This window comes from Mycobacterium cookii (assembly GCF_010727945.1).
GTDB classification, from domain to species: Bacteria; Actinomycetota; Actinomycetes; order Mycobacteriales; family Mycobacteriaceae; genus Mycobacterium; species Mycobacterium cookii.
In genome coordinates this window covers 420306-446257 of the sequence record NZ_AP022569.1, presented here as the reverse complement: position 1 = coordinate 446257, position 25952 = coordinate 420306, and the positions used below count along the sequence as shown (strand labels likewise).

Annotated in this window: 24 protein-coding genes and 2 pseudogenes; 6 read left to right on the top strand and 20 right to left on the bottom strand. The window is 67.4% G+C overall.

Going from position 1 to position 25952, the window contains the following annotated elements; translation table 11 throughout:
* Positions 1-2 precede the first annotated feature (2 nt).
* Genes carB through pyrR form a run of 6 tightly spaced genes read right to left on the bottom strand, consistent with a single transcriptional unit; the run spans position 3 to position 7859 of the window.
* Positions 3-3350 (bottom strand): carbamoyl-phosphate synthase large subunit, encoded by a 3348-nt coding sequence (carB, locus tag G6N27_RS02185; RefSeq protein WP_163774875.1) that lies wholly within the window; start codon positions 3348-3350, stop codon positions 3-5.
* Entirely contained in the window at positions 3350-4459 is a 1110-nt protein-coding gene (gene carA / locus G6N27_RS02180; RefSeq protein WP_163781207.1) for a glutamine-hydrolyzing carbamoyl-phosphate synthase small subunit, read from the bottom strand. The genes carB and carA overlap by 1 nt, the downstream gene beginning before the upstream one ends.
* Positions 4460-4464: 5 nt before the next feature.
* Complete coding sequence (locus tag G6N27_RS02175; protein WP_163774874.1) at positions 4465-4977, bottom strand: PH-like domain-containing protein; 513 nt, start codon at positions 4975-4977, stop codon at positions 4465-4467.
* Between the two features lie 49 nt (positions 4978-5026).
* Positions 5027-6319 carry a dihydroorotase gene (locus G6N27_RS02170; RefSeq protein ID WP_163774873.1) on the bottom strand — a complete coding sequence of 431 codons (1293 nt, stop codon included), beginning with the start codon at positions 6317-6319 and terminating at the stop codon, positions 5027-5029.
* Positions 6316-7290, bottom strand: a complete 975-nt coding sequence (locus G6N27_RS02165) for an aspartate carbamoyltransferase catalytic subunit (RefSeq protein WP_179963378.1) — start codon at positions 7288-7290, stop codon at positions 6316-6318. The genes G6N27_RS02170 and G6N27_RS02165 overlap by 4 nt, the downstream gene beginning before the upstream one ends.
* On the bottom strand, positions 7287-7859 hold the full coding sequence (gene pyrR, locus G6N27_RS02160) for a bifunctional pyr operon transcriptional regulator/uracil phosphoribosyltransferase PyrR (protein ID WP_163774871.1): 573 nt from the start codon (positions 7857-7859) through the stop codon (positions 7287-7289). The genes G6N27_RS02165 and pyrR overlap by 4 nt, the downstream gene beginning before the upstream one ends.
* Positions 7860-8024: 165 nt before the next feature.
* Here pyrR and G6N27_RS02155 point away from each other — a divergent pair, with 165 nt between their 5' ends.
* Genes G6N27_RS02155 through G6N27_RS02145 form a run of 3 tightly spaced genes read left to right on the top strand, consistent with a single transcriptional unit; the run spans position 8025 to position 10557 of the window.
* Entirely contained in the window at positions 8025-8816 is a 792-nt protein-coding gene (locus G6N27_RS02155; protein ID WP_163774870.1) for a DUF6065 family protein, read from the top strand.
* The gene (locus G6N27_RS02150) at positions 8813-10018 is read left to right on the top strand and encodes a serine hydrolase domain-containing protein (protein WP_163774869.1); all 1206 of its coding nucleotides are present in this window, start codon (positions 8813-8815) and stop codon (positions 10016-10018) included. The genes G6N27_RS02155 and G6N27_RS02150 overlap by 4 nt, the downstream gene beginning before the upstream one ends.
* Positions 10018-10557 (top strand): GNAT family N-acetyltransferase, encoded by a 540-nt coding sequence (locus G6N27_RS02145; RefSeq protein ID WP_163774868.1) that lies wholly within the window; start codon positions 10018-10020, stop codon positions 10555-10557. Before G6N27_RS02150 ends, G6N27_RS02145 begins: the two co-directional genes overlap by 1 nt.
* On the opposite strand, the gene G6N27_RS02140 is transcribed toward G6N27_RS02145, so the two are convergent.
* The 8 genes and pseudogenes from G6N27_RS02140 to G6N27_RS02105 all read right to left on the bottom strand — a co-directional run bounded on the left by G6N27_RS02140 (position 10554) and on the right by G6N27_RS02105 (position 18450).
* Positions 10554-11693: an acyl-CoA dehydrogenase family protein gene (locus G6N27_RS02140; RefSeq protein ID WP_163774867.1), complete on the bottom strand. Its 1140-nt coding sequence runs from the start codon at positions 11691-11693 to the stop codon at positions 10554-10556. The genes G6N27_RS02145 and G6N27_RS02140 overlap by 4 nt on opposite strands.
* A 47-nt stretch (positions 11694-11740) precedes the next feature.
* The gene (locus G6N27_RS02135; protein WP_163774866.1) at positions 11741-12307 is read right to left on the bottom strand and encodes a TetR/AcrR family transcriptional regulator; all 567 of its coding nucleotides are present in this window, start codon (positions 12305-12307) and stop codon (positions 11741-11743) included.
* 67 nt (positions 12308-12374) lie between these two features.
* Positions 12375-15095, bottom strand: a pseudogene (locus G6N27_RS02130) (aminotransferase class I/II-fold pyridoxal phosphate-dependent enzyme); the annotation flags it as partial.
* Positions 15096-15215: 120 nt separating this feature from the next.
* Positions 15216-15581, bottom strand: coding sequence for an antitermination protein NusB (locus G6N27_RS02125; RefSeq protein ID WP_163774864.1), 366 nt, complete (start codon positions 15579-15581; stop codon positions 15216-15218).
* Positions 15578-16060, bottom strand: a complete 483-nt coding sequence (gene nusB, locus G6N27_RS02120; RefSeq protein ID WP_163774863.1) for a transcription antitermination factor NusB — start codon at positions 16058-16060, stop codon at positions 15578-15580. Before nusB ends, G6N27_RS02125 begins: the two co-directional genes overlap by 4 nt.
* Positions 16057-16620, bottom strand: coding sequence for an elongation factor P (gene efp, locus G6N27_RS02115; protein ID WP_163774862.1), 564 nt, complete (start codon positions 16618-16620; stop codon positions 16057-16059). The genes nusB and efp overlap by 4 nt, the downstream gene beginning before the upstream one ends.
* A 194-nt stretch (positions 16621-16814) precedes the next feature.
* Positions 16815-17153, bottom strand: a complete 339-nt coding sequence (locus G6N27_RS02110; protein ID WP_163774861.1) for a hypothetical protein — start codon at positions 17151-17153, stop codon at positions 16815-16817.
* 190 nt (positions 17154-17343) lie between these two features.
* Complete coding sequence (locus G6N27_RS02105; RefSeq protein ID WP_163774860.1) at positions 17344-18450, bottom strand: M24 family metallopeptidase; 1107 nt, start codon at positions 18448-18450, stop codon at positions 17344-17346.
* Between the two features lie 33 nt (positions 18451-18483).
* Here G6N27_RS02105 and G6N27_RS02100 point away from each other — a divergent pair, with 33 nt between their 5' ends.
* Positions 18484-19170 (top strand): B-4DMT family transporter, encoded by a 687-nt coding sequence (locus tag G6N27_RS02100; protein WP_163774859.1) that lies wholly within the window; start codon positions 18484-18486, stop codon positions 19168-19170.
* Between the two features lie 3 nt (positions 19171-19173).
* On the opposite strand, the gene aroQ is transcribed toward G6N27_RS02100, so the two are convergent.
* From aroQ to aroC, 4 genes and pseudogenes are all read right to left on the bottom strand, one after another.
* Positions 19174-19599, bottom strand: coding sequence for a type II 3-dehydroquinate dehydratase (aroQ, locus tag G6N27_RS02095; protein WP_163774858.1), 426 nt, complete (start codon positions 19597-19599; stop codon positions 19174-19176).
* Complete coding sequence (gene aroB / locus G6N27_RS02090) at positions 19596-20684, bottom strand: 3-dehydroquinate synthase (RefSeq protein ID WP_163774857.1); 1089 nt, start codon at positions 20682-20684, stop codon at positions 19596-19598. The genes aroQ and aroB overlap by 4 nt, the downstream gene beginning before the upstream one ends.
* Positions 20685-20839: 155 nt before the next feature.
* Positions 20840-21352: pseudogene (locus tag G6N27_RS02085) on the bottom strand (shikimate kinase); the annotation flags it as partial.
* Between the two features lie 5 nt (positions 21353-21357).
* Positions 21358-22563, bottom strand: coding sequence for a chorismate synthase (aroC, locus tag G6N27_RS02080; protein WP_163781205.1), 1206 nt, complete (start codon positions 22561-22563; stop codon positions 21358-21360).
* Between the two features lie 130 nt (positions 22564-22693).
* On the opposite strand from aroC, the gene G6N27_RS02075 reads away from it, so the two are divergent.
* On the top strand, positions 22694-23833 hold the full coding sequence (locus tag G6N27_RS02075) for a ferredoxin reductase (RefSeq protein ID WP_372513039.1): 1140 nt from the start codon (positions 22694-22696) through the stop codon (positions 23831-23833).
* 15 nt (positions 23834-23848) lie between these two features.
* Positions 23849-25057, top strand: coding sequence for a fatty acid desaturase family protein (locus G6N27_RS02070; protein WP_163774854.1), 1209 nt, complete (start codon positions 23849-23851; stop codon positions 25055-25057).
* On the opposite strand, the gene G6N27_RS02065 is transcribed toward G6N27_RS02070, so the two are convergent.
* The gene (locus tag G6N27_RS02065) at positions 25054-25452 is read right to left on the bottom strand and encodes a hypothetical protein (protein WP_163774853.1); all 399 of its coding nucleotides are present in this window, start codon (positions 25450-25452) and stop codon (positions 25054-25056) included. The two genes, G6N27_RS02070 and G6N27_RS02065, sit on opposite strands and share 4 nt — an antisense overlap.
* A 67-nt stretch (positions 25453-25519) precedes the next feature.
* On the bottom strand, positions 25520-25942 hold the full coding sequence (locus tag G6N27_RS02060; protein ID WP_170308155.1) for an A24 family peptidase: 423 nt from the start codon (positions 25940-25942) through the stop codon (positions 25520-25522).
* Between the last annotated feature and the right edge of the window lie 10 nt (positions 25943-25952).

The window sequence follows — 25952 nt, the reverse complement described above, 5'->3', positions numbered from 1 at the left end:
CGCTAGTGGCCGCCGTTGTTCAGCGTGCTGTGCAGTTCCTGCAGGGAGCGCACACCGATGTCGCCGCGGATCCCCGCCTCGATGCCCTGCACGGCCGCCGAGGCACCCTGCACCGTCGTCACGCAGGGAATGTTGACTCCGACTGCGGCAGCGCGGATTTCGTAGCCGTCGATGCGCGGCCCGGAGTTTCCATAGGGTGTGTTGATCACCATGTCGACCTCGCCGGCGCGGATGGCGTCGATGGCCGACTTCGGCGGCCGGCCGGGCTGCGCCTCTTCGAAGTGCTTGCGTACCTCGTCGCACGGAATTCCGTTGCGGCGCAGCATCTCCGCGGTACCTTCAGTCGCCAGCACGCGAAAGCCGAGATCGGCCAACCGCTTGACCGGGAACACCAGCGAGCGCTTGTCCCGGTTGGCCACCGACACGAACACGGTTCCCTCGGCCGGCAGCGATCCATAGGCCGCGGTCTGGCTCTTGGCAAACGCGCTGCCGAAGTCGCGGTCGATCCCCATCACCTCGCCGGTCGACTTCATCTCCGGGCCGAGCAGCGAGTCGACGCCCGAGCCGTCCGCCTTACGGAAACGGTGGAACGGCAACACGGCTTCCTTCACCGCGATCGGCGCGTCGGGCGACACGCTGGCGCCATCTCCGGTGGCCGCCAGCATGCCATCCTCGCGCAGCTGAGAGACCTTGGCGCCCAGCATGATCCGCGCGCACGCTTTGGCCAGCGGTATAGCCGTCGCCTTGGAGACGAATGGCACCGTGCGGCTGGCCCGCGGGTTGGCCTCCAGCACGTAGAGCACGTCGTCCTTGAGCGCGTACTGCACATTGAGCAGACCGACCACGCCGATGCCGCGCGCGATCGACTCGGTCGCGCGGCGCACCTTCTCGATGTCACTGCGGCCCAGCGTCACCGGCGGCAGCGCGCACGCCGAATCGCCGGAGTGGATGCCGGCCTCTTCGATGTGCTCCATGATGCCGCCGATGTAGACCTCGTCGCCGTCGCAGAGCGCGTCGACGTCGATCTCGATCGCGTCTTCCAGGAAACGGTCGACCAGAACCGGATGCTCGGGTGAGAGTTCGGTGGCGCGGGCGATGTACCCCTGCAGCGTCTCGTCGTCGTAGACGATCTCCATGCCGCGACCACCCAACACGTAGGACGGCCGCACCAGCACCGGGTAACCGATGTCGGCGGCGATGCGCCGCGCCTGCGCGAACGTCGTCGCCATGCCGTACCGCGGGGCCGGCAGCCCCGCTGCCGTCAGCAGGTCGCCGAACGCACCACGGTCCTCGGCCAGATCGATGGCCTCCGGTGGGGTTCCGACGATCGGCACGCCCGCGTCGGCAAGCCGCTGCGCGAGGCCGAGCGGCGTCTGGCCGCCCAATTGCACGATCACCCCGACCACACCCGGACCGCCTTGACCGGAGAGTTGCTCGGCGTGGAACACCTCCAGAACGTCTTCGAACGTCAGCGGCTCGAAGTACAGCCGGTCGGCGGTGTCGTAGTCGGTGGACACCGTCTCCGGGTTGCAGTTGACCATCACGGTCTCAAAACCGGCCTGCGACAACGTCGTTGCGGCATGCACACAGCTGTAGTCGAATTCGATGCCCTGGCCGATCCGGTTGGGTCCCGAACCGAGAATCAGCACCTTGGGCTTCTCGGTCTGCGGCCCCACTTCGGTCTCGGCGGCCGGGTCGAGCTCGTAGCTGCTGTAGTGATAGGGCGTCTTGGCCTCGAACTCCGCGGCGCAGGTGTCCACGGTCTTGTACACCGGGTGGATGCCGAGCCGTCGCCGCAGCGAACGTACGCCGTCCTCACCGGCCAATTCCGGTCGCAGGGCGGCGATCTGCCGGTCGGACAATCCGCTGTGCTTGCTTCGGCGCAGCAGGTCCGCGTCGAGCACGGGGGCGTCGCTGACGTCGCGACGCAACGCCAGCAGTTCGGCGATCTGCGCGACGAACCACGGGTCGATGCCGGAGGCCTCGGCCACCCGGTCGATCGGCGCGCCCAGGCGCAACGCCAGTTCGACGTCGTAGAGCCGGCCCTCGGTCGGTGTCCGCAGCCGCTCCAGCGCGTCCTCGACGGTTCCTTCGGTGTCCGGGCCCGTCCAGAATCCGGCGCGTTTGGTCTCCAGCGACCGCATCACCTTGCCGAGCGCCTCGATGAAGTTGCGGCCCAACGACATCGCCTCGCCGACCGACTTCATCGTGGTGGTCAGCGTGGGGTCGGCGCCGGGGAATTTCTCGAACGCGAACCGCGGGGCCTTGACCACCACATAGTCCAGCGTCGGTTCGAAGCAGGCCGGGGTCTCCTTGGTGATGTCGTTGAGGATCTCGTCGAGGGTGTAGCCGACGGCCAGTTTGGCGGCGATCTTGGCGATCGGGAAGCCGGTGGCCTTGGACGCCAACGCACTTGACCGCGACACCCGCGGGTTCATCTCGATGACGATCAGCCGGCCGTCGCGCGGATCGACGGCGAACTGGATATTGCAACCGCCGGTGTCGACGCCGACCTCGCGCAGGATGTCGATGCCGAGATCCCGCATCCGCTGGTATTCCCGATCGGTCAGCGTCATCGCCGGGGCCACGGTCACCGAGTCGCCGGTGTGCACGCCCATCGGGTCGACGTTCTCGATCGAGCACACGACTACGACGTTGTCCTTGCCGTCGCGCATCAGCTCGAGCTCGAATTCCTTCCAGCCGTAGATCGATTCCTCGATCAGCACGTTGGCGCTCGGCGAAGCGGCCAGCCCGGCGCCGGCCATCCGGTCGACCTCGTCGGCGGTGTGAGCCAGGCCCGAGCCGAGGCCCCCCATCGTGAACGACGGCCGGACCACCACCGGCAATCCGAGCTCACCGACGGTCTCGCGCACCTCGTCCATGGTGAAACACACTCGGCTGCGTGCCGATTCGCCGCCCACCTTGGCGACGATGTCCTTGAACATCTGCCGGTCCTCGCCGCGCTGGATGGCGTTGAAGTCGGCGCCGATCAACTCGACGCCGTGCCGTTCCAGCGCCCCGTTCTCGTACAGCGCTACCGCGGTGTTGAGCGCGGTCTGGCCACCCAGGGTGGCCAGCAGGGCGTCGATCTTGTGGCCGCGTTCGGCCTGCTGGACGATGACCTTCTCCACGAAGGCGGCCGTGATGGGCTCTACATAGGTGTGGTCGGCGTATTCCGGGTCGGTCATGATGGTCGCCGGATTGGAGTTGACCAGGCTGACCTCCAAGCCCTCGGCGCGCAGCACCCGGCACGCCTGGGTCCCGGAATAGTCGAATTCGCAGGCCTGTCCGATGACGATCGGCCCGGAGCCGATCACCAGGACGTGCTTGAGATCAGTGCGACGTGGCATTACCTGTTGTCCCCCGTCATCAGGTCGACGAATTGGTCGAACAAGTACTCTGCGTCGTGCGGACCGGCTGCGGCCTCCGGATGGTATTGCACCGAGAATGCCTTTCCGTCAACCAGTTTCACGCCTTCGACGACGCCGTCGTTGGCGCAGGTATGGCTGACCACCGCCTGGCCGAACGGTGTGTCGAACCGCTGGCCCGCCTCGCCTTCCAGCGCGAAGCCATGATTCTGCGCGGTGACGGCGACCCGCCCGGTGGCGTGATCCATCACCGGGATGTTGATCCCGCGGTGGCCGAACACCATCTTGTAGGTGGACAGGCCCAGCGCCCGGCCCAGGATCTGGTTGCCGAAGCAGATGCCGAACAACGGGATACCGGCGCCGAGCACCGCACGGGTCACCTCGACGATGTGGTCGGCGGTCGCCGGGTCGCCGGGGCCGTTGGACAGGAACACCCCGTCCGGTTTGAGTTCGGAGATCTGCTCGAAACTCACCGACGACGGCAGCACGCGGGTGCGTACTCCGCGACGGGCGAAGTTTCGCGGGGTGTTGGTCTTGATGCCCAGATCGATGGCGGCCACCGTGAACCGTTGCGGTCCTTCGGGTTCCACGATGTAGGCCTCGCCGGTGCTGACCTCGCCGGCCAGGTCGGCACCGAGCATCGATTGCTGGCCGCGCACCCGTTCGGTCAACTCCTCGGGCGCCGCCAGCGCCTCACCGGAGAACACGCCGGCTTTCATCGAGCCGCGACTGCGCAGGTGCCGGACCACAGCGCGGGTGTCGATGCCGGCGATGCCGACGACGCTCTGCCGGACCAGTTCGTCTTCCAGCGTTCCGGTGGCGCGCCAGTTCGAGACCCGTGGCGAAGGATCACGCACCGCGTAGCCGGCCACCCAGATCTTGTCGCCGCGGCTTTCGCCGTCCTCGCCGTTCCATCCCGTGTTGCCGATCTGCGGCGCGGTGGCCACCACGATCTGGCGGTGATAACTGGGGTCGGTCAGCGTCTCCTGATATCCGGACATGCCGGTGGAAAACACGGCCTCGCCCAGGGTCTGGCCGATCGCGCCGAAGGCGGTACCGGTGAATGTCCGGCCGTCTTCGAGAACCAGCATCGCTTTCACAACGCGACCCCTTCCGGCCAGCTCTGCAGCCAACCCTCGTACTCGTCACGGTTGTCGGCCCGAAACCCGGTGTCGATCTTGACGCCGGAGGGCAGGCGCCACCGGATCGCCAGAATGCCGTCCCGGCCGCCGACCTTTCCGCCGATGCCGTGCTCGGTGCGGATGCCGGAGATCGACTCCTGCGGAATCCAAATCGGCTGTGCACGACTGCGTTCCACCAGGATGCCCTCGGGGTGGCGGGTCAGCACGGCTTTGCCGCGGTAGCCCAGGTCGCCGGCGGTGATCCGCTGGCTCCAAGCCGGGGCCATGGTGCAGCCGACGTAGACACCCGGGGTGGTGATGGCCGCCGGGCCGACCTGGCCCGGAGGCACGGGCAACGTGCCGAGCATTTCGGCCTGCTGGCGCGAGCGTTTGCGCCAACCGCGCATCATCAGCTGAATGACGAGGGCGATCACCAGCGCCAGCACCCCGGCCACGATCAACGATGCGATCAACGTTCCCGACGTCATGTGCGCCGCTCCTTCTCATCGCTGCGCTCTAAATCGTCGCCGACGCGAGTCATGCCGGGCTCTTTCCGTCGCGGGCAGTGATCTTGCCCCGCAATAGCGTTGCGGTCACCGCGGCGGGCAACGTCATGGCCTGGTACGGGGTGTTGGCCGACCGACTGGCCAACTCGCCGCCGTCGACGGTCCAGGTGGCGTCCGGATCCACCACAGTTAGGTTGGCCGGCTCGCCGACCTCCAGGGGTCGACCCTGGTCAGGCAGCCCCGCGATGCGGGCCGGGTTCTCGCTCATCACCCGCGCGACGCCGCGCCAGGTCAGCAGTCCGGGGTTGACCATCGTCTGCACCACCGCCGACAGCGCGGTCTGCAAACCGAGCATGCCCGGTAGCGCGGCGGCGAACTCGACGCACTTCTCGTGTTCGGCATGCGGAGCGTGATCGGTTGCCACGCAGTCGATCACGCCGTCGGCCAGCGCCTGACGCAACGCGACGGCGTCGCTGGCCTCACGCAGCGGCGGATTCACCCGGTTCACCCCGTCGTAGCTGACGAGTCGGCTGTCGTCGAGCAGCAGATGATGCGGTGTGACCTCGGCGGTGATCGAAATACCTTGATCCTTGGCCCATTTGACAATCTCGACGGTGCCAGCGGTGGAGGCGTGGCAGATGTGCACCCGTGCTCCGGCGTCGCGGGCCAGCAAGGCATCGCGGGCGACGATCGACTCCTCGGCGGCCCTCGGCCAGCCGGACAATCCGAGCTTGGCGGCGTTGGGGCCCTCGTGTGCGACGGCGCCGACGGTCAGCCGCGGCTCTTCGGCGTGCTGGGCGATCAGGACACCCAGGCCGGTGGCGTATTCCAGGGCGCGGCGCATGATCAGCGGGTCGTGCACGCACTTGCCGTCGTCGGAGAACATCCGCACCTGCGCGACGCCGGCGGCCATCATGCCCATCTCGGTGAGCTGGGTTCCGGCCAACCCGACGGTGACCGCGCCGACCGGGTGTACGTCGACGAGTCCGACCTGCTGCCCGCGATGCCAGACGTGATCGGTGACCACCGGGCTGTCGGCGACCGGATTGGTGTTGGCCATCGCGAACACCGCGGTGTACCCACCGAGAGCCGCAGCGGCCGAGCCGGTTTCGATGTCCTCGGCGTATTCGCGGCCGGGCTCGCGCAGGTGGGTGTGCAGATCGACGAACCCGGGCAGCAGCACCTGACCGGTGGCGTCGATGACGTCGGCATCGTCGGGGATCGAAAGCCCGGCCCCGATGTCGGCGATCTGGCCGTCGTCGACCAGCACGTCGACCCGGTCCCCCTCGCCGTACAGCCGCACCCCGCGCAGCAACACGCTCACGCCACCACCCCCTTGCCGGCGAGCCCCGTCACGCCGGCCTCGGTGCCCACCAGCAGATGGAACAGCACCGCCATCCGGACGTGGACGCCGTTCGAGACCTGTTGCAGCACAGCCGATTGCGTCGAATCCGCAACAGACGAGGAGATCTCCATGCCGCGCAGCATCGGGCCGGGGTGCAGCACGACGGCATGACCGGAAAGCAGCGCCTGCCGGCGATCGGACAGTCCGTACAGCACCGAATACTCTCGTGAGGACGGAAAGAAGCCGCCGTTCATCCGCTCGGCCTGCACGCGCAACATCAGCACCGCATCGGCGGCCGGCAGCTCGGCGTCCAGGTCGTGCGAGACCGTCACCGGCCAGTCGGCGACCCCGACCGGTAGCAGCGTGGGTGGCGCCACCAACACCACCTCGGCACCGAGCGTGGCCAGCAGCATGACATTGGAGCGGGCGACCCGGCTATGCAGGATGTCGCCGACGATGACGACGCGGCGGCCGTCGATGTCGCCGAGCCGCTGCCGGATGGTCAGCGCGTCCAGCAGCGCCTGCGTCGGGTGCTCGTGGGTGCCGTCGCCGGCGTTGATCACCGAGGGGCCACCGTCGGCGCTAGAAGTCCAGTCCGCAAGCCGTTGTGCCGCACCGGAAGCCGGGTGCCGGATGATCAGCGCATCGGCGCCGGCCGCGCGCAGGGTCAGCGCGGTGTCGCGCAGCGACTCACCTTTGCCCACCGACGATCCGGCGGCGCTGACGTTGATCACGTCGGCGCTCATCCACTTGCCGGCGACTTCGAAGGACACCCGGGTGCGGGTGGAGTTCTCGTAGAACATCGTGATCACCGTGCGACCGCGCAGCGTCGGCAGCTTGCGGACCTCGCGACCGACCAGCGCCTGCGCGAACCGGTCGGCGTCATCGAGGATCGCGGTGGCGTCGTCGCGGGACAGGTCGCCGGCAGCCAGCAGATGTCTGCTCATCAGGCGTCCTCCCGGGCAATGACCACGGCGTCACGGCCGTCCTGCTCGGCGAGCAGAACGCGCACGCTCTCGCTGCGCGACGTGGGGACGTTCTTGCCCACATAGTCCGCGCGCAGCGGCAGCTCGCGGTGGCCGCGGTCGACCAACACGGCCAACTGCACCGCGCGGGGGCGGCCGACGTCGCGCAGCGCGTCCAGCGCGGAGCGCACCGAGCGACCGGAGTACAGCACGTCGTCGACGAGGATCACCAGCGCGTCATCGATGCCGCCGACCGGTATCGACGTGGCCTCCAGCGGCCGCGGCGGCTTGGTCATCAGATCGTCGCGGTAGAGCGTGATGTCCAAAGCACCGTGCGCGACCTCGGCGCCGGAGAACTCGGCGATGTTCACGGCGAGCCGATCGGCCAGAGTGACGCCGCGGGTAGGGATTCCCAGCAACACCACCCGCGGCGCGTCGGCGCCGTCCAGGGCGGTCTTTTCGATGATCTGATGCGCAATGCGCGAAATGGTACGAGCCACATCGGCCGCCGACATCAATTCGCGGCCGGTGGCGGCGTCACCCGCGGCACCCATGCGAGATCTTGACCTCCTTCTCCGCCTCTCTGGACGGATCGTTAAAGGATGTCGACTGCCGGGCAGCGTAGCATTCCGCGCTGCTCACGGGAAAATGACAGGCGCGTGTTGGTTAATGTCTGTGGCGATGGTTCTGCAGAACACCGCTGCGAAATCGAGGATCGAATGAGCGACGAGTCCAGCAGGCCGGCCCGGCCGTTGATCGGGTTCATCACCGGTGCCAACGTGCCGCCGATCGTCCCGGCGCCGACGAACCGGGCGTGGATGTCAGCGACGCGTGGCGGTTGGGCGAATCGATGTCTGCCACTGCTCATCGCCAACCAGAGCGGCTGGGAGCTGCGAAACCCGAGCGCGTTCACCGCTACGTGGATGGGCGGCGATGGCATCGGCGATCTGATGATCGCGCCCGATAGACGCGGCCCCGGTCAGTTTCTGCCCGCGAGCAATTTCGGTTACGGGATTCTGACCTGGCATCTGCCCTTGCTTTTCCGCACACCGGCCGGCTGGGATCTGTTGGTCCGCGGGCCGGCCAACCATCCGAAGGACGCCATCTCCCCGCTAGAGGGCATGGTCGAAACCGACTGGGCGAGCTCGAGTTTCAGTATGAACTGGAAATTCACCCGCCCGTTGATGCCGGTGCGATTCGAAGTCGACGAGCCGATCTGCATGATCGTCCCGCAGCGCCGAACCGAGCTGGAGGAGTTCGCCCCCGAGCTGCGGCCCATCGAGTCGGACGACGATCTGCGCCGCAAGCATGAGGTCTTCCTGCACTCCCGTCGCGAGGTGGGGCAGGCCCAGGCCGCCACCAACACCGCCGCGGGCGAGCGAGTCCCCTGGCAAGGCGACTACACGCGGGGCAGCCACGCCGACGGCGAAGCGGGGCCCGATGATCACCGGACTCGCCGCGTTCTCCGCCCGTTTATCGACCCCCAACGTGAGGAGCAACACCAGCGGTGAATCTCGACGGCAACCAGGCCTCCATTCGCGACGCCTGCGACGCAGGCCTTCTCGCCGGCGCGGTGACCATGGTGTGGCAACGCGGGAAAATGCTGCAGATCAACGAGATCGGCTACCGCGACGTCGACGCCAAGCTGCCCATGCAGCGTGACACGTTGTTTCGGATCGCGTCGATGACCAAACCGGTCACCGTCGCCGCCTTGATGAGCCTGGTCGACGAGGGCAAGCTGGCGCTGCGCGACCCGATCGTGCGCTGGCTGCCCGAATTCGCCGACGTGCGGGTGCTGGACGACCCGAGCGGACCACTGGACCGAACCCACCCCGCCCAACGGGCGATCCTGGTGGAGGATCTGCTCACCCACACCAGCGGGCTGGGCTACGGATTCTCCGTGGGTGGACCCATCTCGCGGGCATACGTCCGGTTGCCGTTCGGGCACGGTCACGACGCGTGGCTGGCCGCACTCGCCGAGCTGCCCCTGGTACATCAGCCAGGCGATCGATTGACCTACGGGCAGTCCACCGACGTGGTCGGCGTGCTGGCGTCTCGGGTCGAGGGAAAACCGTTCCACGAAGTGCTCGACGAACGGATCCTGCAACCACTGGGCATGCGCGACACAGGTTTCCACGTGACCGTCGAGGGCCGGCGGCGCGCGGCGACCATGTACCGCCTGGACAGCGGCGATCGACTCCAGCACGACGTGATGGGTCAACCGCACCTCGCGCCGCCCGCGTTCTGCAACGCCGGCGGCGGCCTGTGGTCAACCGCGGACGACTACCTGCGGTTCGTCGAAATGCTGCTGGGCGGTGGGACTCTGGACAGTGTGCGGGTGCTGTCCCCGGAATCGGTGCGGCTGATGCGCACTGACCGGCTCACCGACGAGCAGAAGCGACACCCCTTCCTCGGATCGCCGTTCTGGATCGGCCGCGGGTTCGGGCTCAACTTGTCGGTGGTCACCGACCCGGCGAGATCGGCGCCGCTGTTCGGCCCGGGCGGCGTCGGAACCTTCAGTTGGCCGGGCGCATACGGCACGTGGTGGCAGGCGGACCCGACCGCCGAGCTGATCATCCTGTACCTGATTCAGAACATGCCCGCGTTGACGGCTGATGCCGCCGCCGCGGTCGCCGGGAACACGTCGCGTGCGAAACTCCAAGCGGTGCAACCGAAATTCGTGCACCGGACGTATCGCGCGCTGGGCCTGTAATGGCGGAGTTCACCCCCGAGCGCATCGAGGGCCCGCGACTGCTGCTGCGGCCGCCCGTGATCGACGACGCCGGCCCGTTGTTTCAGCGAATCGGCCGCGATCCTCAGGTCACGAGATATCTGCTGTGGACACCGCACCCCGACCTGGCGGCGACGCGGAGGGTGATCACCGACCGGATGAATGTCGATGCGCACGTCCGGACGTGGGTCATGGTGCTGCAACACAGCGACGAGATCGTCGGGATGATGAGCTGCAGCCGCCCGGTGCGACATTCCGCCGAGATCGGCTACTGCGTCGGTCGGCGTTGGTGGGGCAAGGGCTTGATGTCCGACGCGCTCGACATGCTGATGGCCACGCTGGACGCCGATCCCGACGTCTACCGGGTGTGGGCCACCTGCCACGTCGACAACGATCGTTCGGTGCGGCTGTTGGAGCGCGCCGGGTTCGCCCTCGAAGGCCGGCTGAACCGGCACGCGATCTACCCCAACCTCGGCACCGAGCCATCCGACAGCCTGCTCTACGCCAAGGCGCTGCGCTAAACCATCGCGAACGGCGAGACCTTGGCGCCGATCTCAAGCGCGCCGGCCAACTCGCGGCTGACGTCGTAGTCGAACACCACGTGCCCGGAAATCACGTCCACGTCGCGTTTGGCGCGCTGCAGCGGGTTGTCCAGGAACTGGGCGCTCGCCCCGGATGACTCGAGCAGATCGCCGATGACCGAACGGGATTCGTGCACGACATGGGCCGCGGCAGCACGCACGCCGGCGCGCGCCGCGCGTCCCACATGCTGCCCACTGTTGACCCTGGCCTCAATGTCGTCGGCGGCGGCCTCGGCCAGCGCGCGCACCGCGCGTAACCGCACCCGGGCGTCGCCGAGGCGCACCTGTGCCGCGGGCTGGTCCTTCTGCGAAGCGCCGGAATACGCGAGCACCCGCTGGCTCAGCCGCGACGCGAACAGGTCGGCGACCCGCTCGGCGGTACCCAGCGCGGGCATCGCCGCAGTGAGCGCCAGCGCGGGGACCATCGGCCAGCGATAGACCGGCGCATCGTGGAAAGCCGCGCCCGGTGCCGTGCCGCCGTAGATGTCGGCCACCGTCACCAGTCGATGCGCGGGCACCCACACCTCGTCGACGATCACATCGTTGGAACCCGTGGCACACATCCCGGCGGTGTGCCACACGTCGTCGATGCGAATATCGTTCGCGCGCAACAACACCAACGCCGGATACGGTGCGTCGTCAGGTCCGCAGATCGCACCGACGAGCACCCAGCCGGCGTCCATCACCCCGGTGGCCCATGACCACCGGCCGCTCAGCCTGATCCCGCCGTCGGCCGGCGTACCGCGCCCGGTCGGCGCCAGCGGCGCGGGACACAGCACCGGCCCGTCGGCGAAGACCTCGTCTTGGGCCTGCTCACCGAACAACGCGAGCATCCAGTTGTGCAGCGTGTAGAAACCCAGCGTCCACGCGCTTGAGGTGCAGCCGTGCGCCAACTGGCGCACCACGTCGAGGATTTCGCGGAATTCGGCCTGCAGGCCGCCGTAACGCGCGGGCAGCAGCAGCCCCGCCAGCCCGGACCGCCGATAGTCGTCGATGGTGGCCTGCGGCAGCCGGCGCAACTGCTCCGCCTCGCCCGCGCGATCAGCCAGACGCGCGATGAAGTCGGCATCGACCATGGGCTGAAACCTACCATACCTTTTGGTATGGAATCCGGGTGCTGCGGTCAGTGCTGCAGCATCACCTCGAGGAATTTCTCCCGACGTCCGACAGCCTGCGGGCTGGGCCGCGAGCCCGACAGGTGCAGAAAGCCGATGCCGGCAGCGAATGTGGCGTTCGCGCGGATATCGGCCTGCTCGGGGTCGAAGCCGTCATCGAGGAAGGCCTGCCGAACCGCGGCGATCACCCGGCGGTCCGAGGCCCGCACCGCGGCGGCAACCGCGGGCTCCGAACGTGCCCATTCCCGCATCGCGCGCTCCAGCATCCAGTGCCGGGGTCCGACCAGTGCGCTCATCATGCGCGACAACCGCTGCCGGGGCGGTTCGCCGGCCAGGTCGTCGAAGAAGTCGCGATCGGAGTCTCGGACGGCGGCCCAGGTGTTGATCAGCGCCGCGCGGTAGGCGCTCATGTCGGTGAAATGCCAGTAGAAGCTGCCTTTGGTCACCACGAGTCGGGTGCACAGCCGGCCGAGTGTGAGCGCCTTCAATCCGTCTTCGGCCAGGACCCGGAAACCCTCCTGTACCCAGTCATCCACGGACAGTCGCGAATTGGCCGGGCGGCTCGACGTCGCCATGGGCGGTAAGCCTAGCGACGACGAGGCGGATTCGTCAGCGGTGAACGGCAGCGACGTCGGACGGCCCCGCCGCGGCGATCCGCTTCAACGCGGCCTCGGTGAACACCGACAACCCGAGATCGGGGTTGTAGCCGTGGATTTCCTTCACGTCGAGTTGAGCGAGGAAATACAGGATCTGCTTGGACACCACCTGCCCGGGCACCAGCACCGGAAAGCCGGGCGGATACGGCACCACGAATCCGGTGGAAACCAGGGTCTTTCCGTCGGCAAGTCGCCGGCCGGCTTCCCCGATCATGACGTGTTCGCGATCCATGTCCTCGTATCCGGCGTAGAAGGCCGAACGCATATCGCCAAACGAGCTGGCGTCGTCGGGCTTGAACGCACCGTCGAACTCGCTGAAATCCGGCAGCGGCGGCAGGTCCTCGGTGATCTCCTCGACCCGCCGCCGGTGCAGCGCCCGGTCGTCCCGGCTGGCCGCGTCCTGGGTGCGATCGAAGTCGGTGGCTATCCGGCGCAGCACATCGAGCAGATAGTGCACGCTCGACCACGTCACGCCGATCGTGAAGATCAGCAGCACGCTGTTGATCGATGTCTTGTTGATCTGGATGCCGAATTGGTCCATCAGGACCTTCTCGCGGAAGTCGTAGCCGTTCATGCCCGTCTGACCGACGTACAGGGTGACCCGGGTGGGGTCGAGCACGAATTGGTCAGACCGCCACGCCTCGTTCCACTGCTCCAGCGCACCCTGGCGAACCTGACGGTAAGAGCTGACCGCGGAGAGCCTGAATTGGTCTGGCACCAGGTCGGATTCGTCGAGGATGCGGAACCACTTGCTGATCAACCGGTCTTTGCGGACGCGGTGACGGAACACCAGCGCCATGTCGTAGACGTAGCGCACCATCTGGAAGCCCTCGATGTCGACCTGTCGGCGGGCCAAATCCAGCGAGGCGAGCAGCTGTTGGTTGGGTGAAGTCGAGGTGTGGGTCAGGAACGCCTCGCCGAACGCGTCGCGGGACAACGCCTTGAAATCCTGGTCGTGGATGTGGATCATGGACGCCTGCCGAAGCGCCGACAGCGACTTGTGCGTCGAGTGGGTGGCGTAGACGCGGACCCGCGCCCGGCTGGGGTCCGGCAGCAGTCGGTGCTCACCCCACTGGCTGCGGTCGACGTCGCGCATCGATTCCTTCCACTGCCGGTATTCCTCGGCGTAGGCCGGCGACGACAGCATCGACTGGAGTTGCTCGGCGGCGATCATCGCGGTGCGCTGTCGCGCCCACGGCACCGCGGTGGCGAAGGCGTACCACGCCTCGTCCCACAGGAAGCAGATGTCCGGCTTGATCGCGAGCACCTCTTCCATCACCCGGCGTGGGTTGTAGACGATGCCGTCGAACGTGCAGTTGGTCAGCAGCAGCATGCGTACGCGGCCCAGTTGCCCGGCGGCCTCGAGGTCGAGCAGCGCCTTCTTGATGGTCGGCAACGACACGGCACCGTAGATGGCGAACGGCTGCAACTGGTAGGCGTCCAGGTACAGCGGGTACGCCCCGGCCAGCACCAGACCGTAGTGATGCGACTTGTGGCAATTGCGGTCGATCAGCACGATGTCACCCGGACGGGTCAGCGCCTGTACGACGATCTTGTTCGCGGTGGACGTCCCGTTGGTGACGAAGTACGTCTGATGCGACTTCCAGGTCTTGGCGGCCTTGTCCATCGCCTTCTTGATGTTGCCGTGCGGGTCCAGCAGCGAATCCAAACCGCCTGACGTGGTGGAGGTTTCGGCCATGAAGATGTTGCGGCCGTAGAACTCCCCCATGTCGTGCAGCGACTTGGAGTTGAAGATGCTGGCGCCGCGCGCAACCGGAAGCGCGTGGAACTGGCCGGCCGGCCGCGCCGCGTAAGCGCGTAACGCGTCGAAAAACGGTGTGGCGTAACGATTCCGGATGCCGGCCAGCACCGTGCTGTGCAGATCGGTGACGTCGTTGAGCCGATAGAAGGTGCGGTCGTAGACGTCGGACTCGTCCTCGGTCTCGGCGGCGATCGATTCGTCGGTGAGCAGGTAGAGATCGATGTGTGGCCGTAGCTCGCGGATCCACTCGCCGCACTCCACCCAGTCGTGCGTGCGGTCGGTGGCCACCGCGTCGTCGGCTGCGCCCAGCAGTGTCGTCATCAGCGGCACCCGGTCGTGGGAGCGCAGCGGGATGTCGTGGCGGATGATCGCCGCCTGGATCTCGCCGTTCAACGCGACCGCGGTGATGGCGTCCTCGACGCTGGTGACGACCAACAGCTCGAACTGCACGTCGTCGCCGGGATCGCGGATGGCGCGCAGGCTTTCTGCCAGCCCTTCGGGGGCCGTAACCGGGGCGTCGTCGGCCAGCAGCACGGTGTAGAACTGCTGCTCTTTGGCCCGGGCCACCAGTTCCTGGTCGGCCAGCGACGTGGAGGTGTCGAACAAGGCCGCGCGGTCGCCGTATTCGGAGAGCAGCCGTACGGCCAGCGACACCTGCTCGGCCAGGCTCACCGTGGCGAGATGGTCCAGGTAGCCGCAGAATGTCGCCAGGTTTTCCGGGCCCGGGTAAATCCAGTACCGCTCGTAGGCACTGAGCCGGTTGAGCAGACGCCGCACCCGGGCCGCTTCGTGGCTGGTGTCCATCCCGGCGCGGTCGACGACGGCGAGCTGATGGCAGGCGTCGTCGAGCAGATTCCAGGTGTCGATTCGCGAGTACGACGGGTTCGCCACCGCCGCCAACGCGGAGACTCTAAGCCGCCTCGGGCGCCTACCGTCTCGGTCCATATCGCCAGTGTGTCCCTCCAATCAGCCACTCGCGGGCATTTTGCGGACGCTGACTGTTTACTTACGCGATGCCACACCGGCCACACCGGTCTCGCGGCACGGTGACCGCCGCCGCGGGATTCAGCCGTCGATGTCGGCGTCGTAGTCGTGTCCGCGGCGACCACGGGTGATCGGAATCCAGCGGCGTGGCGCAACTTCGGTAACGTCGGACAGCGAGCGCACCACGACTTGAGTCAACGCCATGATCGCCGCCATCACCGGCAGCAACGGCCGCAACGGCGTGGCCGCGGTACGAACGGTCTCGATGCGGCGCGCCAGCACGAGCCGTTCGATCGAATGACAGAGCCAAGCACCCACGCCGAGCGCGTAGACCGCCAGCGCCGCGGCGATCGCCGCCTGCCCGTAGGCCGCACACAACACCGCACCCAAGACCACGGTCGCCGCCAAGACGGCGGCGATCCCGACGCGCAGTTCCAGCCGGGTCATGACTCCGCGCTGGGCTCGCGTACAGCGTCTGCGGCTGCCCTGATGTGTGGGGTCACCAACATGACCTGCCCCAGCACCCCGTTGACGAAACCCGGTGAGTCGTCGGTGGAAAGCTCCTTGGCCAGCTCCACCGCCTCGTCGACGGCGACCGGCTCGGGCACATCGTCGGCGTGCAGCAACTCCCACACCGCGACCCGCAGGATGGCCCGGTCCACCGCGGGCAGCCGATCCAGCGTCCAGCCCTGCAGATGCGACGCGATCAGGTCGTCGATATGTGTCGTGTGCGCGCTGACGCCGCGAGCCACGGTGACCGTGTAGGGGTGCAGCGGCGCCACGTCGGGATTGGCCGCCGCAAGTTCGGTGCGGGCATCAGCGGCCTGCGCCGGCGTCAGTCCGCGGGCCTCGGCCTCGAACAGCAGGTCGACGGCACGCTTGCGAGCCTGGTGCCGTCCTTTGACAGGACGAGCGGGCCGGCTCACGCGTTGACACGTCCCAGGTAGCTGCCGTCGCGCGAGTCGACCTTGAGCTTGTCGCCGGTGTTGATGAACAGCGGCACCTGGAGCTCCGCACCGGTCTCCACGGTGGCCGGCTTGGTGCCGGCGCTGGACCGGTCGCCCTGCAGGCCCGGCTCGGTGTGCGTGACCACGAGTTCGACGGTCACCGGCAGCTCGAGATACAGCGGGGCGCCGTTGTGGAAAGCCACCTGCACCGGCAGGCCCTCCAGCAGGAACTTGGCAGCGTCGCCGACCAGCGACTCCGGCAGCGGATGCTGCTCATAGTCCTCGCTGTCCATGAACACGAAGTCCGAGCCGTCGCGGTAGAGATACGTGGCGTCGCGGCGGTCCACCGTCGCGGTCTCGACCTTCACCCCGGCGTTGTAGGTCTTGTCGACCACCTTGCCGGAGAGCACGTTCTTGAGCTTGGTGCGCACAAAGGCCGGGCCCTTGCCGGGCTTGACGTGCTGGAACTCGACGATCTGCCACAGTTGGCCGTCGATCATCAGCACGAGTCCATTTTTGAAATCGGCAGTGCTTGCCACAGTCGGTGAATCTCCTACGGGATCGCCGGCTCCTTGGAGAACCGGGTTTTACAGGTCAGACGGTTGGTGGGATCTCGCCACAACCGCTGAGAGCAGACACCCGGTAGAGGTTACCCGTGCTCAGACGCCGACCTGTACCACCGAACTGATCAAAGACGGCGGATACCGCGGCGGAGTACCGCCCTGCCCGTTGGTTAGGCGTTCCCGCGAATCAGTGTGTATTCACCTTCGGTGCGGGTCGGGTCGCCGCCCACCTCGTTCACGATCCGAAGAATGATGTCGACGGGGCCACCGAATTCGTGGGGGCACCCGTCCGGGCACCGAACGGCCCACCATCTGACCGAACCCCACTCGTCACGCGGCGGCCAAGGCTGTTTCGCGCCCTCGCGGGGCCAATATTCGATGACGGTGGAATTCGACTTCTGCCGAAGGTGCCCGATGTGGTGGTGCGCTGTCGAGCACCAGAGTTTCACCGCGCCGCCGAGGTGGTGAACATCGACGCTGACTTCACCATGCATGAGGGTCGTGTGCACGATCGCTGCTTCCGGTCAATCGGTGGTCCCGGCGTCCCCGCCGAGGGCGTCCTTCTGGACTTCACTCGACGGTATGCCCGAACACCTATGTAACCCCAGTGTTACACGCCGGATGCGGTTAAATCACTACCGGTTGTTCAACTTCCCCGGTTTTTTTCGTCTCCCAGCGTTCATCTGACGGTCCGACCGCCTAGCCCAGAACGGCCAATTCCTTTGGAAAACGAGTGAGCAATTCCGGCGCGTGTCCGGGGGACTCGTCTGCCACCACCAGCGTGTCCTCGATGCGGACTCCGCCGCGGTCAGGCAGATAGACGCCGGGCTCCACGGTCACGACGGAACCCGGGAGCAGCGTGCCGGCGGCGGTGGCGTTGATCCCCGGCGCTTCATGGATCTGCAAGCCCACACCGTGGCCGAGGCCGTGACCGAAGTGGGCGCCGTGCCCAGCGTCGGCGATCATGCCCCGCGCCGCCGCGTCCACGGCCGCCAGGTCCGCACCGGCGGCCAGCGCGTGCCGGCCTGCCCGCTGCGCGGCACTGACCAGCTCGTAGATCTCTCGCTGCCAATCGGCGGCCTTGCCCAACACGAACGTCCGGGTCATGTCCGAGTGATAGCCGCCGACCAGCGCACCGAAGTCGATCTTGACGAAGTCGCCGACGGCCAACTCCGCATCGGTGGGCCGGTGGTGCGGGATCGCCGAGTTCGTCCCCGTCGCCACGATCGTCTCGAACGACACCCCGTCGGCGCCGTGGTCCAGCATCAGCGCCTCCAGCTCGCGGCCGACCTCGCGTTCCGTCCGGCCCGGCCGCAGACCGCCGAGGGCGACCAGATCGGCCAGCGCGGCATCGGCGGCTTCACAGGCCAACCGCAGCAACGCCACCTCGCCGGCGTCTTTGATCTCCCGCAGCGCTTCCACGGTCTGGGAAGCGCGGACCAGCTCCGTGCTGCCGGCCGCGGTCAACGCGGCAGACAACGCGGCGTGCCCGTCGACGGTGACCACGTGGCTTTCGAAGCCGAGCCGCCGCACGCCCGCCGCCGCGGCGTGCTCGGCCAGATGTCGTCCGCAGGCGCGCTCGATCGCGAGTTCCACGTCGGGCGCCTGCCGGGCGGCCTGGGTGCGGTAGCGGCCGTCGGTGGCCAGCACCGCGCCGCGGTCGTCGGCGAATACCAGCAGTGCCGCGTTCGACCCGGTGAAACCGGACAGGTAACGCACATTGACAAGATCGGTGACCAGCATTGCGTCCAGGTCCGCGGCGCGAATTCTGGCACCGAGTGCGGCGCGGCGCTGGGAATGTGTCACGTGAGGTGACGCTACTCGCTACGCTGTGGCCCCATGAGTAACTGGATGCTGCGTGGCCTGGTCTTCGGCGGCGCGATGGTCGTCGTCCGCCTGTTCCAGGGCACGCTGATCAATGTGTGGCAGACGCAGGCCGCACTGATCAGCATTGCGCTGCTGCTGCTCTTCATCGTCGGCGTGGTCGCCTGGGGTGTCGTCGACGGCCGCGAAGACGCCGCGTCCAATCCCGACCCGGACCGTCGCCAGGACCTGGCCATGACGTGGCTGCTGGCCGGCCTGGTCGCCGGGCTGCTCAGCGGCGCGGTGACCTGGCTGATCTCGGTGTTCTACAAGTCGCTGTATGTCGGCGGGCTGATCAACGAGCTCACCACGTTCGCCGCGTTCACCGCGCTGGTCGTCTTTGTCGGCGCGATCTGCGGCGTGACCGTCGGCCGCTGGCGGATCGACCGCACCGAGGCCTACAAGCCGCAGAGCAAGGGCGGCCGCGACGAGGATCGGGCGGACACCGACGTGTTCGCCGCGGTCCGCTCCGACCAGGCCGCCACCGAGGGCGCCGAGTGGCCGGAGGAACAGACGAGCGCCGTAGCGACGGCCGAGCACCACGAGCACGAGACGCCGACCGAGGCCGTCGGTGAAGCCAAGACCGAGAAGACCGAGGCGCTGCCGACGCACGAGTGGCCGACCGGGCACAGCGAGACCAAGAGCGAGTCGGACGAGAAGTAACCGCTAACGGCCGGCCAGATATCGCAGGGCCAGCGCGTAGCCCTGCACACCGCAGCCCACGATGACCCCGGTAGCGACCGCGCTCAGGTATGAATGGTGCCGAAACTCCTCGCGGGCAAAGACATTCGAGATGTGCACCTCGATCAGGGGCGCGCTCAACTCGGCGCAGGCGTCTCGCAGCGCAACGGAGGTGTGCGTCAGACCGCCGGCGTTGAGAATGACAGGCTCCTTCGCGTCGGCCGCCAGATGGATCCAGTCCAGCAGCTGCGCTTCGCTGTCGCTTTGCCGCACAACGACTTTCAACCCGAGCTCAGCGGCTTCGCGTTCGATCAAAGCAACCAGGTCGTCGTGGGTGGTGTCGCCGTAGACCTCGGGTTCGCGGCGGCCCAGCCGGCCGAGGTTGGGTCCATTGATGACATTGATGGTCATTTGGTGCCCACCTCCGCGTAAGCCGCCGCCAGCAGCGACGGGTCCGGGCCCTCCAACCGGCCGGGCTTCGCCAGCCCGTCGAGCACCACGAAGCGCAGCACCCCCGAACGGGTCTTCTTGTCGCCGGCCATGAACTCCAGCAGTTGCGGCAGCGCGTCGGCGTCGTAGCCGGTCGGCAATCCCAGCGACGTCAGAATGCTGCGGTGGCGCTCGGCGGTGGCGTCGTCGAGACGCCCAGCCAGCCGGCCCAACTCGGCGGCGAACACCAGCCCCACCGAGACCGCGGCGCCGTGCCGCCACTTGTACTGTTCCCGCCGCTCGATCGCATGGCCCAAAGTGTGCCCGTAGTTGAGGATTTCACGCAGCGCCGACTCCTTCTCGTCAGCGGCGACAACCTCGGCCTTGACGGCGACCGCGCGCCGGATCAACTCCGGCAACACCTCCCCCGACGGGTCCATCGCCGCCTGCGGGTCGGCCTCGATCAGGTCCAGGATCACCGGGTCGGCGATGAAACCGGCCTTGACGACTTCGGCCATTCCGGCGGCGATTTCGTTGTGCGGCAACGTCTGCAGCGTCGCGAGGTCGACCAGGACCGCGCTCGGCTGGTGGAACGCGCCGACCAGGTTTTTGCCTGCGTCGGTGTTGATGCCGGTCTTGCCGCCGACCGCCGCGTCGACCATCGCCAGCAGCGTGGTGGGCACGTGCACGATCGACACGCCGCGCAGCCAGGTCGCCGCGGCGAAGCCCGCGACGTCGGTGGCGGCTCCCCCGCCCAGACTGACCAGAGCGTCTTTGCGGTCGATGCCGATGCGGCCCAGCACTCCCCAGATGAAGCCGACGACCGGCAGGTCTTTGCCTGCCTCGGCGTCCGGAATCTCGATACGGTGTGCGTCAATACCCTTGTCGACCAGATGGTTTCGGATCAACTCGGCGGTCTGCGTCAGCACCGGCTGATGCAGGATGGCCACCCGGTGCCGCCCGGCTAGCTGGTCGCTGAGCTCGCCGAGCAGCCCGGTTCCGATGACCACCGGGTACGGCGGGTCGACGGCCACCTCGATGGTGACCGGTTCGAAGGGTTCCGTCATTTGCCTGCCTCGGCGCTGCCGTGTCTGCGTGCCGCCAGCGCGGCCGGCGTGGCGGGAGTGGGTGGCGGGCCGGTCCGCGGTTCAGCAACAGCCGACGCCTGCGGGGCCGGCGCGCGGCGCCACGGCGGGCGGCGGCGGTTGCGCACGGTGCTGCCGGGTTTGGGATCTTGCAGACGACAGACGATGTGCCGCACGACGGCGCCCGGGTTGCGGCGGTTGGTGTTGACCCGGATGGTGGCGACCTTGCGGTACAACGGAACCCGCTGGGCCATCAGCGCGCGAAACTTCTCGGCACGATCCGGCCCGGCCAGCAGCGGCCGAACGGTGTTGCCGCCGGTACGCCGAACCCCTTCGGCCGCACTGATTTCCAGGTAGACAACGGTGTGACCGGCAAGTGCGTCGCGCACACCGGGCGTAGTGACCGCACCGCCGCCGAGCGACAGCACGCCGTCGTGGTCGGACAGCGCAGCGCGGATCACACCTTCTTCGATGCGGCGGAATTCCTGCTCCCCGTCAACGGCGAAGATGTCGGCGATGCGCCGTCCGGTCTGCTGCTCGATGGCCGCGTCGGTGTCGAGCATGTCGACGTCGAGCGCCTTGGCCAGGCGCCGGCCGATCGTGGACTTACCGGATCCCGGCAGTCCCACCAACACTGCTTTCGGAGCCATCACGATTACCCGGATGCCCGAACATCGCTGACCGGCTCCCGCTCGGCCACCGACCGCAGATACGACTCGATGTTGCGCCGCGTCTCGTTCAGCGAGTCGCCGCCGAACTTCTCCAGCGCCGCCCGCGCCAGCACCAGCGCCACCATCGTCTCGACGACCACACCGGCCGCCGGCACCGCGCAGACATCGGAGCGCTGGTTGATCGCGACGGCTTCCTCGCCGGTGGTCATGTCCACGGTGGCCAGCGCGCGCGGCACCGTGGAGATCGGCTTCATCGCCGCGCGGACCCGCAGCGGCTGGCCGTTGGTCATACCGCCCTCCAGGCCGCCGGCCCGATTGGTCGAGCGCACCACACCGTCGGGCCCGGGGTACATCTCGTCGTGGGCGCGGCTGCCGCGCCGACGTGCGGTGGTAAAGCCGTCGCCGATCTCGACACCCTTGATCGCCTGGATGCCCATCACCGCGGCGGCGAGCTGGCTGTCGAGCCGGTGGTCGCCGCTGATGAACGACCCGAGGCCGACGGGCAGACCCACCGCAACCGCTTCGACGACGCCGCCGAGGGTGTCGCCGTCCTTCTTGGCCGCTTCGATTTCGGCGATCATCGACGCCTCGGCCGCCTTGTCGAACGCCCGCACCGGGCTGTCGTCGATCGCCGCCAGGTCGCCGGCCTGCGGCGGCGGGCCATCGTACGGCGTGGACTCGCCGATCGAGATGACGTGGGACAGCACCTCGACGCCGAGCGCTTGCCGCAGGAACTGCCGGGCGATGGTGCCGGCCGCGACGCGGGCCGCGGTCTCGCGGGCGCTGGCCCGCTCGAGCACCGGGCGGGCGTCGTCGAACTCGTATTTGAGCATGCCCGCATAGTCGGCGTGGCCGGGTCGTGGCCGGGTCAGCGGTGCATTGCGCGCCACCTCGAGCTCGGCCTCGTCGACCGGGTCCGGGGCCATCACGGTTTCCCATTTGGGCCATTCGGTGTTGCCGACCTCGATGGCGATCGGGCCGCCCAGGGTGACGCCGTGGCGCAGCCCGGCCAGCACGGTGACCTGGTCGCGCTCGAACTTCATCCGGGCACCGCGGCCGTAACCGAGGCGGCGACGGGCCAACTGGTCGGCGATGTCGTCGGACGTCACGGTCAGCCCGGCGACCATGCCTTCGACCACGGCCACCAACGCGCGGCCGTGGGATTCACCAGCAGTGGTCCATCGCAACACGAGTCCCATCTTCCCATGACCGGCGTCGACGAGGAAAAAGCCTCGCGGCGGTTTACTTACTCGCCAGTAGGGTAGCCATCTCGTGATTGCGGTCACAGCAGCGCGCAGGCGCGACAACGAAAGGCGGTCGATGACGTCGATGACTACGCCCTTGAAGAATTTGGTGCGTTGGGCGAGATCGCCCGCGAAAGACGTGGACTCGGCATCGGGATCGTGGGTGAACATGGTTCGCGGCCTGGCCGCACGGGCGACGACGCCGCTACTGCCGGACGATTACCTGTCGCTGCTCAACCCGCTGTGGTCGGCGCGCGAACTGCGCGGCGAGATCGTGGCGGTCAAACCCGAAACCGAAGACACCGCGACGGTCGTCATCCGGCCGGGCTGGGGGTTCTCCGGCGACTACCGCCCGGGTCAGTATGTCGGGATCGGTCTGCGGGTCGACGGCAAGTGGCATTGGCGGTCGTATTCGTTGACGTCGGTTCCCGAGCGGGGCGACGAGAACATCTCGATCACGGTGAAGGCGACCCCGGAGGGTTTCCTGTCCGCCCACCTGGTCAACGGCGTCGAGCCGGGCACCATCATCCGGCTGGCGTCGCCCAAGGGCGATTTCGCGCTGCCGAACCCGCCCCCGCAATCGCTGCTGTTCATCACCGCCGGCAGTGGCATCACACCGGTCATGGCGATGCTGCGGTCATTGCGGGCGCGTGGTCAATTTCCGGACATCGTGCATGTCCACTCGGCCGCGTCGCAGGATGCGGTGATCTTCCACGACGAGTTGCGCGAGATCGAGCAGGAGCAGAGCGGCTACCGCCTCCACCTTCAATTGACCGAGACCGACGGCAAGGTCGACTTCGACGAGCTGGACGGCATCGTCGCCGACTGGCGCGAGCGATCCGCGTGGGCATGCGGCCCCGGAGCCATGCTCGACGCGGTCGAAAAGGTGTGGCAGGACAACGACATCGACGACGCGCTGCATATGGAGCGGTTCAACATCGCGGCCACCGACAAAGGCGGTGAAGGTGGCACGGTGACGTTTGCCATCTCGGACAAGACAATTGAGATCGACGGCGCGACCTCCATTCTGGAAGCGGGTGAAAAGCAAGGCATTCAGATGCCGTTCGGCTGCCGAATGGGTATTTGTCAGACCTGCGTGCTGCCGTTGGAAGACGGGCACGTCCGCGACGTTCGCTCGGGTCAAGAACATGGCGCCGGCGATCGGATACAGACATGCATTTCAACAGCATCCGGCAACTGCACCATCAAAGTTTGAGAGGAAATCGGTCACATGGCTATCACCGACATCAAGGCGTACGCACACCTCACCCCTCAGGACGTCGAGGATCTGGCGGCTGAACTCGACGCGATCCGGACCGACATCGAGGAATCACGGGGCGAGCGCGACGCGCGTTACATCCGTCGCGCGATTCAGTTGCAGCGCGGGCTCGCCGCCTTCGGGCGCTTGGCGCTGTTCGCCAGCAGCAGCAGGATCGCGCGCATGGCCGGCATCACCAGCCTGGCGTCGGCCAAGATCATCGAGAACATGGAGTTGGGGCACAACATCATTCACGGCCAGTGGGACTGGATGAACGATCCCGAAGTGCACTCCACGGAATGGGAATGGGACACCGCGTGCCCGTCGTCGCAGTGGAAGCATTCGCACAACTTCGTGCACCACAAATACACCAACGTCGTCGGCCTGGACAGCGACGTCGGCTACGGCATCATGCGCGTGACGCGAGACGAACGCTGGTCGCCGTGGATGATCGGCAACCCGGTCTACAACCTGCTGCTGGGGACGCTGTTCCAGTGGGGCGTCGCGCTGCACCACATTGAATCCGCGAAGATCAGGAAGAAAGAAAAGACGTGGGCCGAGGCACGAAAAGACCTGCGCATCATGGGCAAGAAGATGGGCAAACAGGCGGGCAAGGACTACATCGTCTACCCGGCCCTGGCCGGCAGTAACTGGAAGCACACGCTCAAGGCGAACGCGATCGCGAACCTGATCCGCAACTACTGGGCGTACATGGTCATCTTCTGCGGCCACTTCCCCGACGGCGCCGAGAAGTTCACCCGGGAAAGTTTCGAAGAGGAGACCCGCGGCGAGTGGTATCTGCGGCAGATGCTGGGCTCGGCCAACTTCAACGCCGGCCCGATCATGGCGTTCATGAGCGGAAACCTGTGCTACCAGATCGAGCACCACCTGTTCCCCGACCTACCCAGTAACCGGTATGCCGAGATCAGCGTCCGGGTCCGCGAAGTGTGCGAAAAATACGACCTGCCCTACACGACCGGGCCACTGCTGCGGCAGTACTGGCAATCGTTCTGGACCATTCTCAAACTCGCCGTGCCGGACAGCTGGTTGCCCGGCACCCCCGACGACGCACCGGAAACGCATTCCGAGAAGAAGTTTTCTGATACCGAGCCGCACGAAATCCAGGGCAAGCGGTACGGATTGCGCAGCGCGCTGAGGGGCCGCAACACAGCTGCGGCCTAGCAACGCCGCAGTTCGGTGAACTGCCAGACGCCGAGCACCAGCATGACCGCGGCTGCGTCGGCCAGCGCCCAATTGCCCGCGGTGCTCAACGGCAGCCAGCCGAACCATGCCGCCGCCGCGGTGATCGGCGCCAGCAGGAAGTTGGTCACCACGAATGCGGCCACCAGGCTGCGGGTGGGGCGAGTCCGGTTGAGGCCGACCAGCAGGACAGGGCCGAGGATCGCAAAGGACAACCCGCCGACGACGAGCGTCGCGCGGGAAACCCCCCACCAGTGCGCGAGCGGTGCGCTGAGCGCGGCGACGACCGCGCCGGCGGCCGTCCAGAAGGCGAGGTCGGCGTTGATCGATCGACGGCGCGGTGCATCGGTGTGGCGTGAAATCGTTGTGCTTGTCATGCCCTGATCGTCCGGCCGGACCCGCTGCCGACTCCAGTCACGGCACTGCCAAAGGCTGCCAGTTGCGTCATGGCAATACCGCCAACCCCACCGCGACGACGCAGGCCAGACACATCGACGGGCCGTGCGGAACCGACGGCCCCGAGCGGCGCAGCACCGCGACCACGGCCGCGGCCGCCGTCAGCAGCGGGGCGCCGAGCGCTGCCAGCAGCCACACGTCGGCGCCGAAGCAACCGGTCAGAGCGCCCAGGCCGAGCGCGAGCTTCACATCACCGCCACCCATCGCGGTCGGCGACGCCAGGTGCACCAGCAGGTAGACGGTGCTCAGCGCCGCGGCGCCCAGTGCTGCGGCCGCACCACGACCCGAGGCACTGGCAATGAGCAGGACCACCGCGAACCCCGGGAGAGTGAGCCAGTTGGGCAATCGGCGGTGGCGGACGTCGTAGGCGCTGAGCGTGATCATCCACACCAGCGCAGCCGCGATCCGCATGCGCGACAAG

Bases quoted from the DNA above. Each gene is read 5' to 3' on its own strand.
- G6N27_RS02100 (WP_163774859.1), top strand. From the start codon at position 18,484: ATGAGTAACTGGATGCTGCGTGGCCTGGTCTTCGGCGGCGCGATGGTC.
- G6N27_RS02175 (WP_163774874.1), bottom strand. From the start codon at position 4,977: ATGACGTCGGGAACGTTGATCGCATCGTTGATCGTGGCCGGGGTGCTG.
- aroQ (WP_163774858.1), bottom strand. From the start codon at position 19,599: ATGACCATCAATGTCATCAATGGACCCAACCTCGGCCGGCTGGGCCGC.
- pyrR (WP_163774871.1), bottom strand. From the start codon at position 7,859: ATGGGTGCCGCGGGTGACGCCGCCACCGGCCGCGAATTGATGTCGGCG.
- G6N27_RS02060 (WP_170308155.1), bottom strand. From the start codon at position 25,942: ATGCGGATCGCGGCTGCGCTGGTGTGGATGATCACGCTCAGCGCCTAC.
- aroB (WP_163774857.1), bottom strand. From the start codon at position 20,684: ATGACGGAACCCTTCGAACCGGTCACCATCGAGGTGGCCGTCGACCCG.
- G6N27_RS02125 (WP_163774864.1), bottom strand. From the start codon at position 15,581: ATGACCCGGCTGGAACTGCGCGTCGGGATCGCCGCCGTCTTGGCGGCG.
- G6N27_RS02075 (WP_372513039.1), top strand. From the start codon at position 22,694: ATGACGTCGATGACTACGCCCTTGAAGAATTTGGTGCGTTGGGCGAGA.
- carA (WP_163781207.1), bottom strand. From the start codon at position 4,459: ATGCTGGTTCTCGAAGACGGCCGGACATTCACCGGTACCGCCTTCGGC.
- G6N27_RS02155 (WP_163774870.1), top strand. From the start codon at position 8,025: ATGAGCGACGAGTCCAGCAGGCCGGCCCGGCCGTTGATCGGGTTCATC.
- G6N27_RS02135 (WP_163774866.1), bottom strand. From the start codon at position 12,307: ATGGCGACGTCGAGCCGCCCGGCCAATTCGCGACTGTCCGTGGATGAC.
- G6N27_RS02140 (WP_163774867.1), bottom strand. From the start codon at position 11,693: ATGGTCGATGCCGACTTCATCGCGCGTCTGGCTGATCGCGCGGGCGAG.
- G6N27_RS02065 (WP_163774853.1), bottom strand. From the start codon at position 25,452: ATGACAAGCACAACGATTTCACGCCACACCGATGCACCGCGCCGTCGA.
- G6N27_RS02070 (WP_163774854.1), top strand. From the start codon at position 23,849: ATGGCTATCACCGACATCAAGGCGTACGCACACCTCACCCCTCAGGAC.
- G6N27_RS02145 (WP_163774868.1), top strand. From the start codon at position 10,018: ATGGCGGAGTTCACCCCCGAGCGCATCGAGGGCCCGCGACTGCTGCTG.
- carB (WP_163774875.1), bottom strand. From the start codon at position 3,350: ATGCCACGTCGCACTGATCTCAAGCACGTCCTGGTGATCGGCTCCGGG.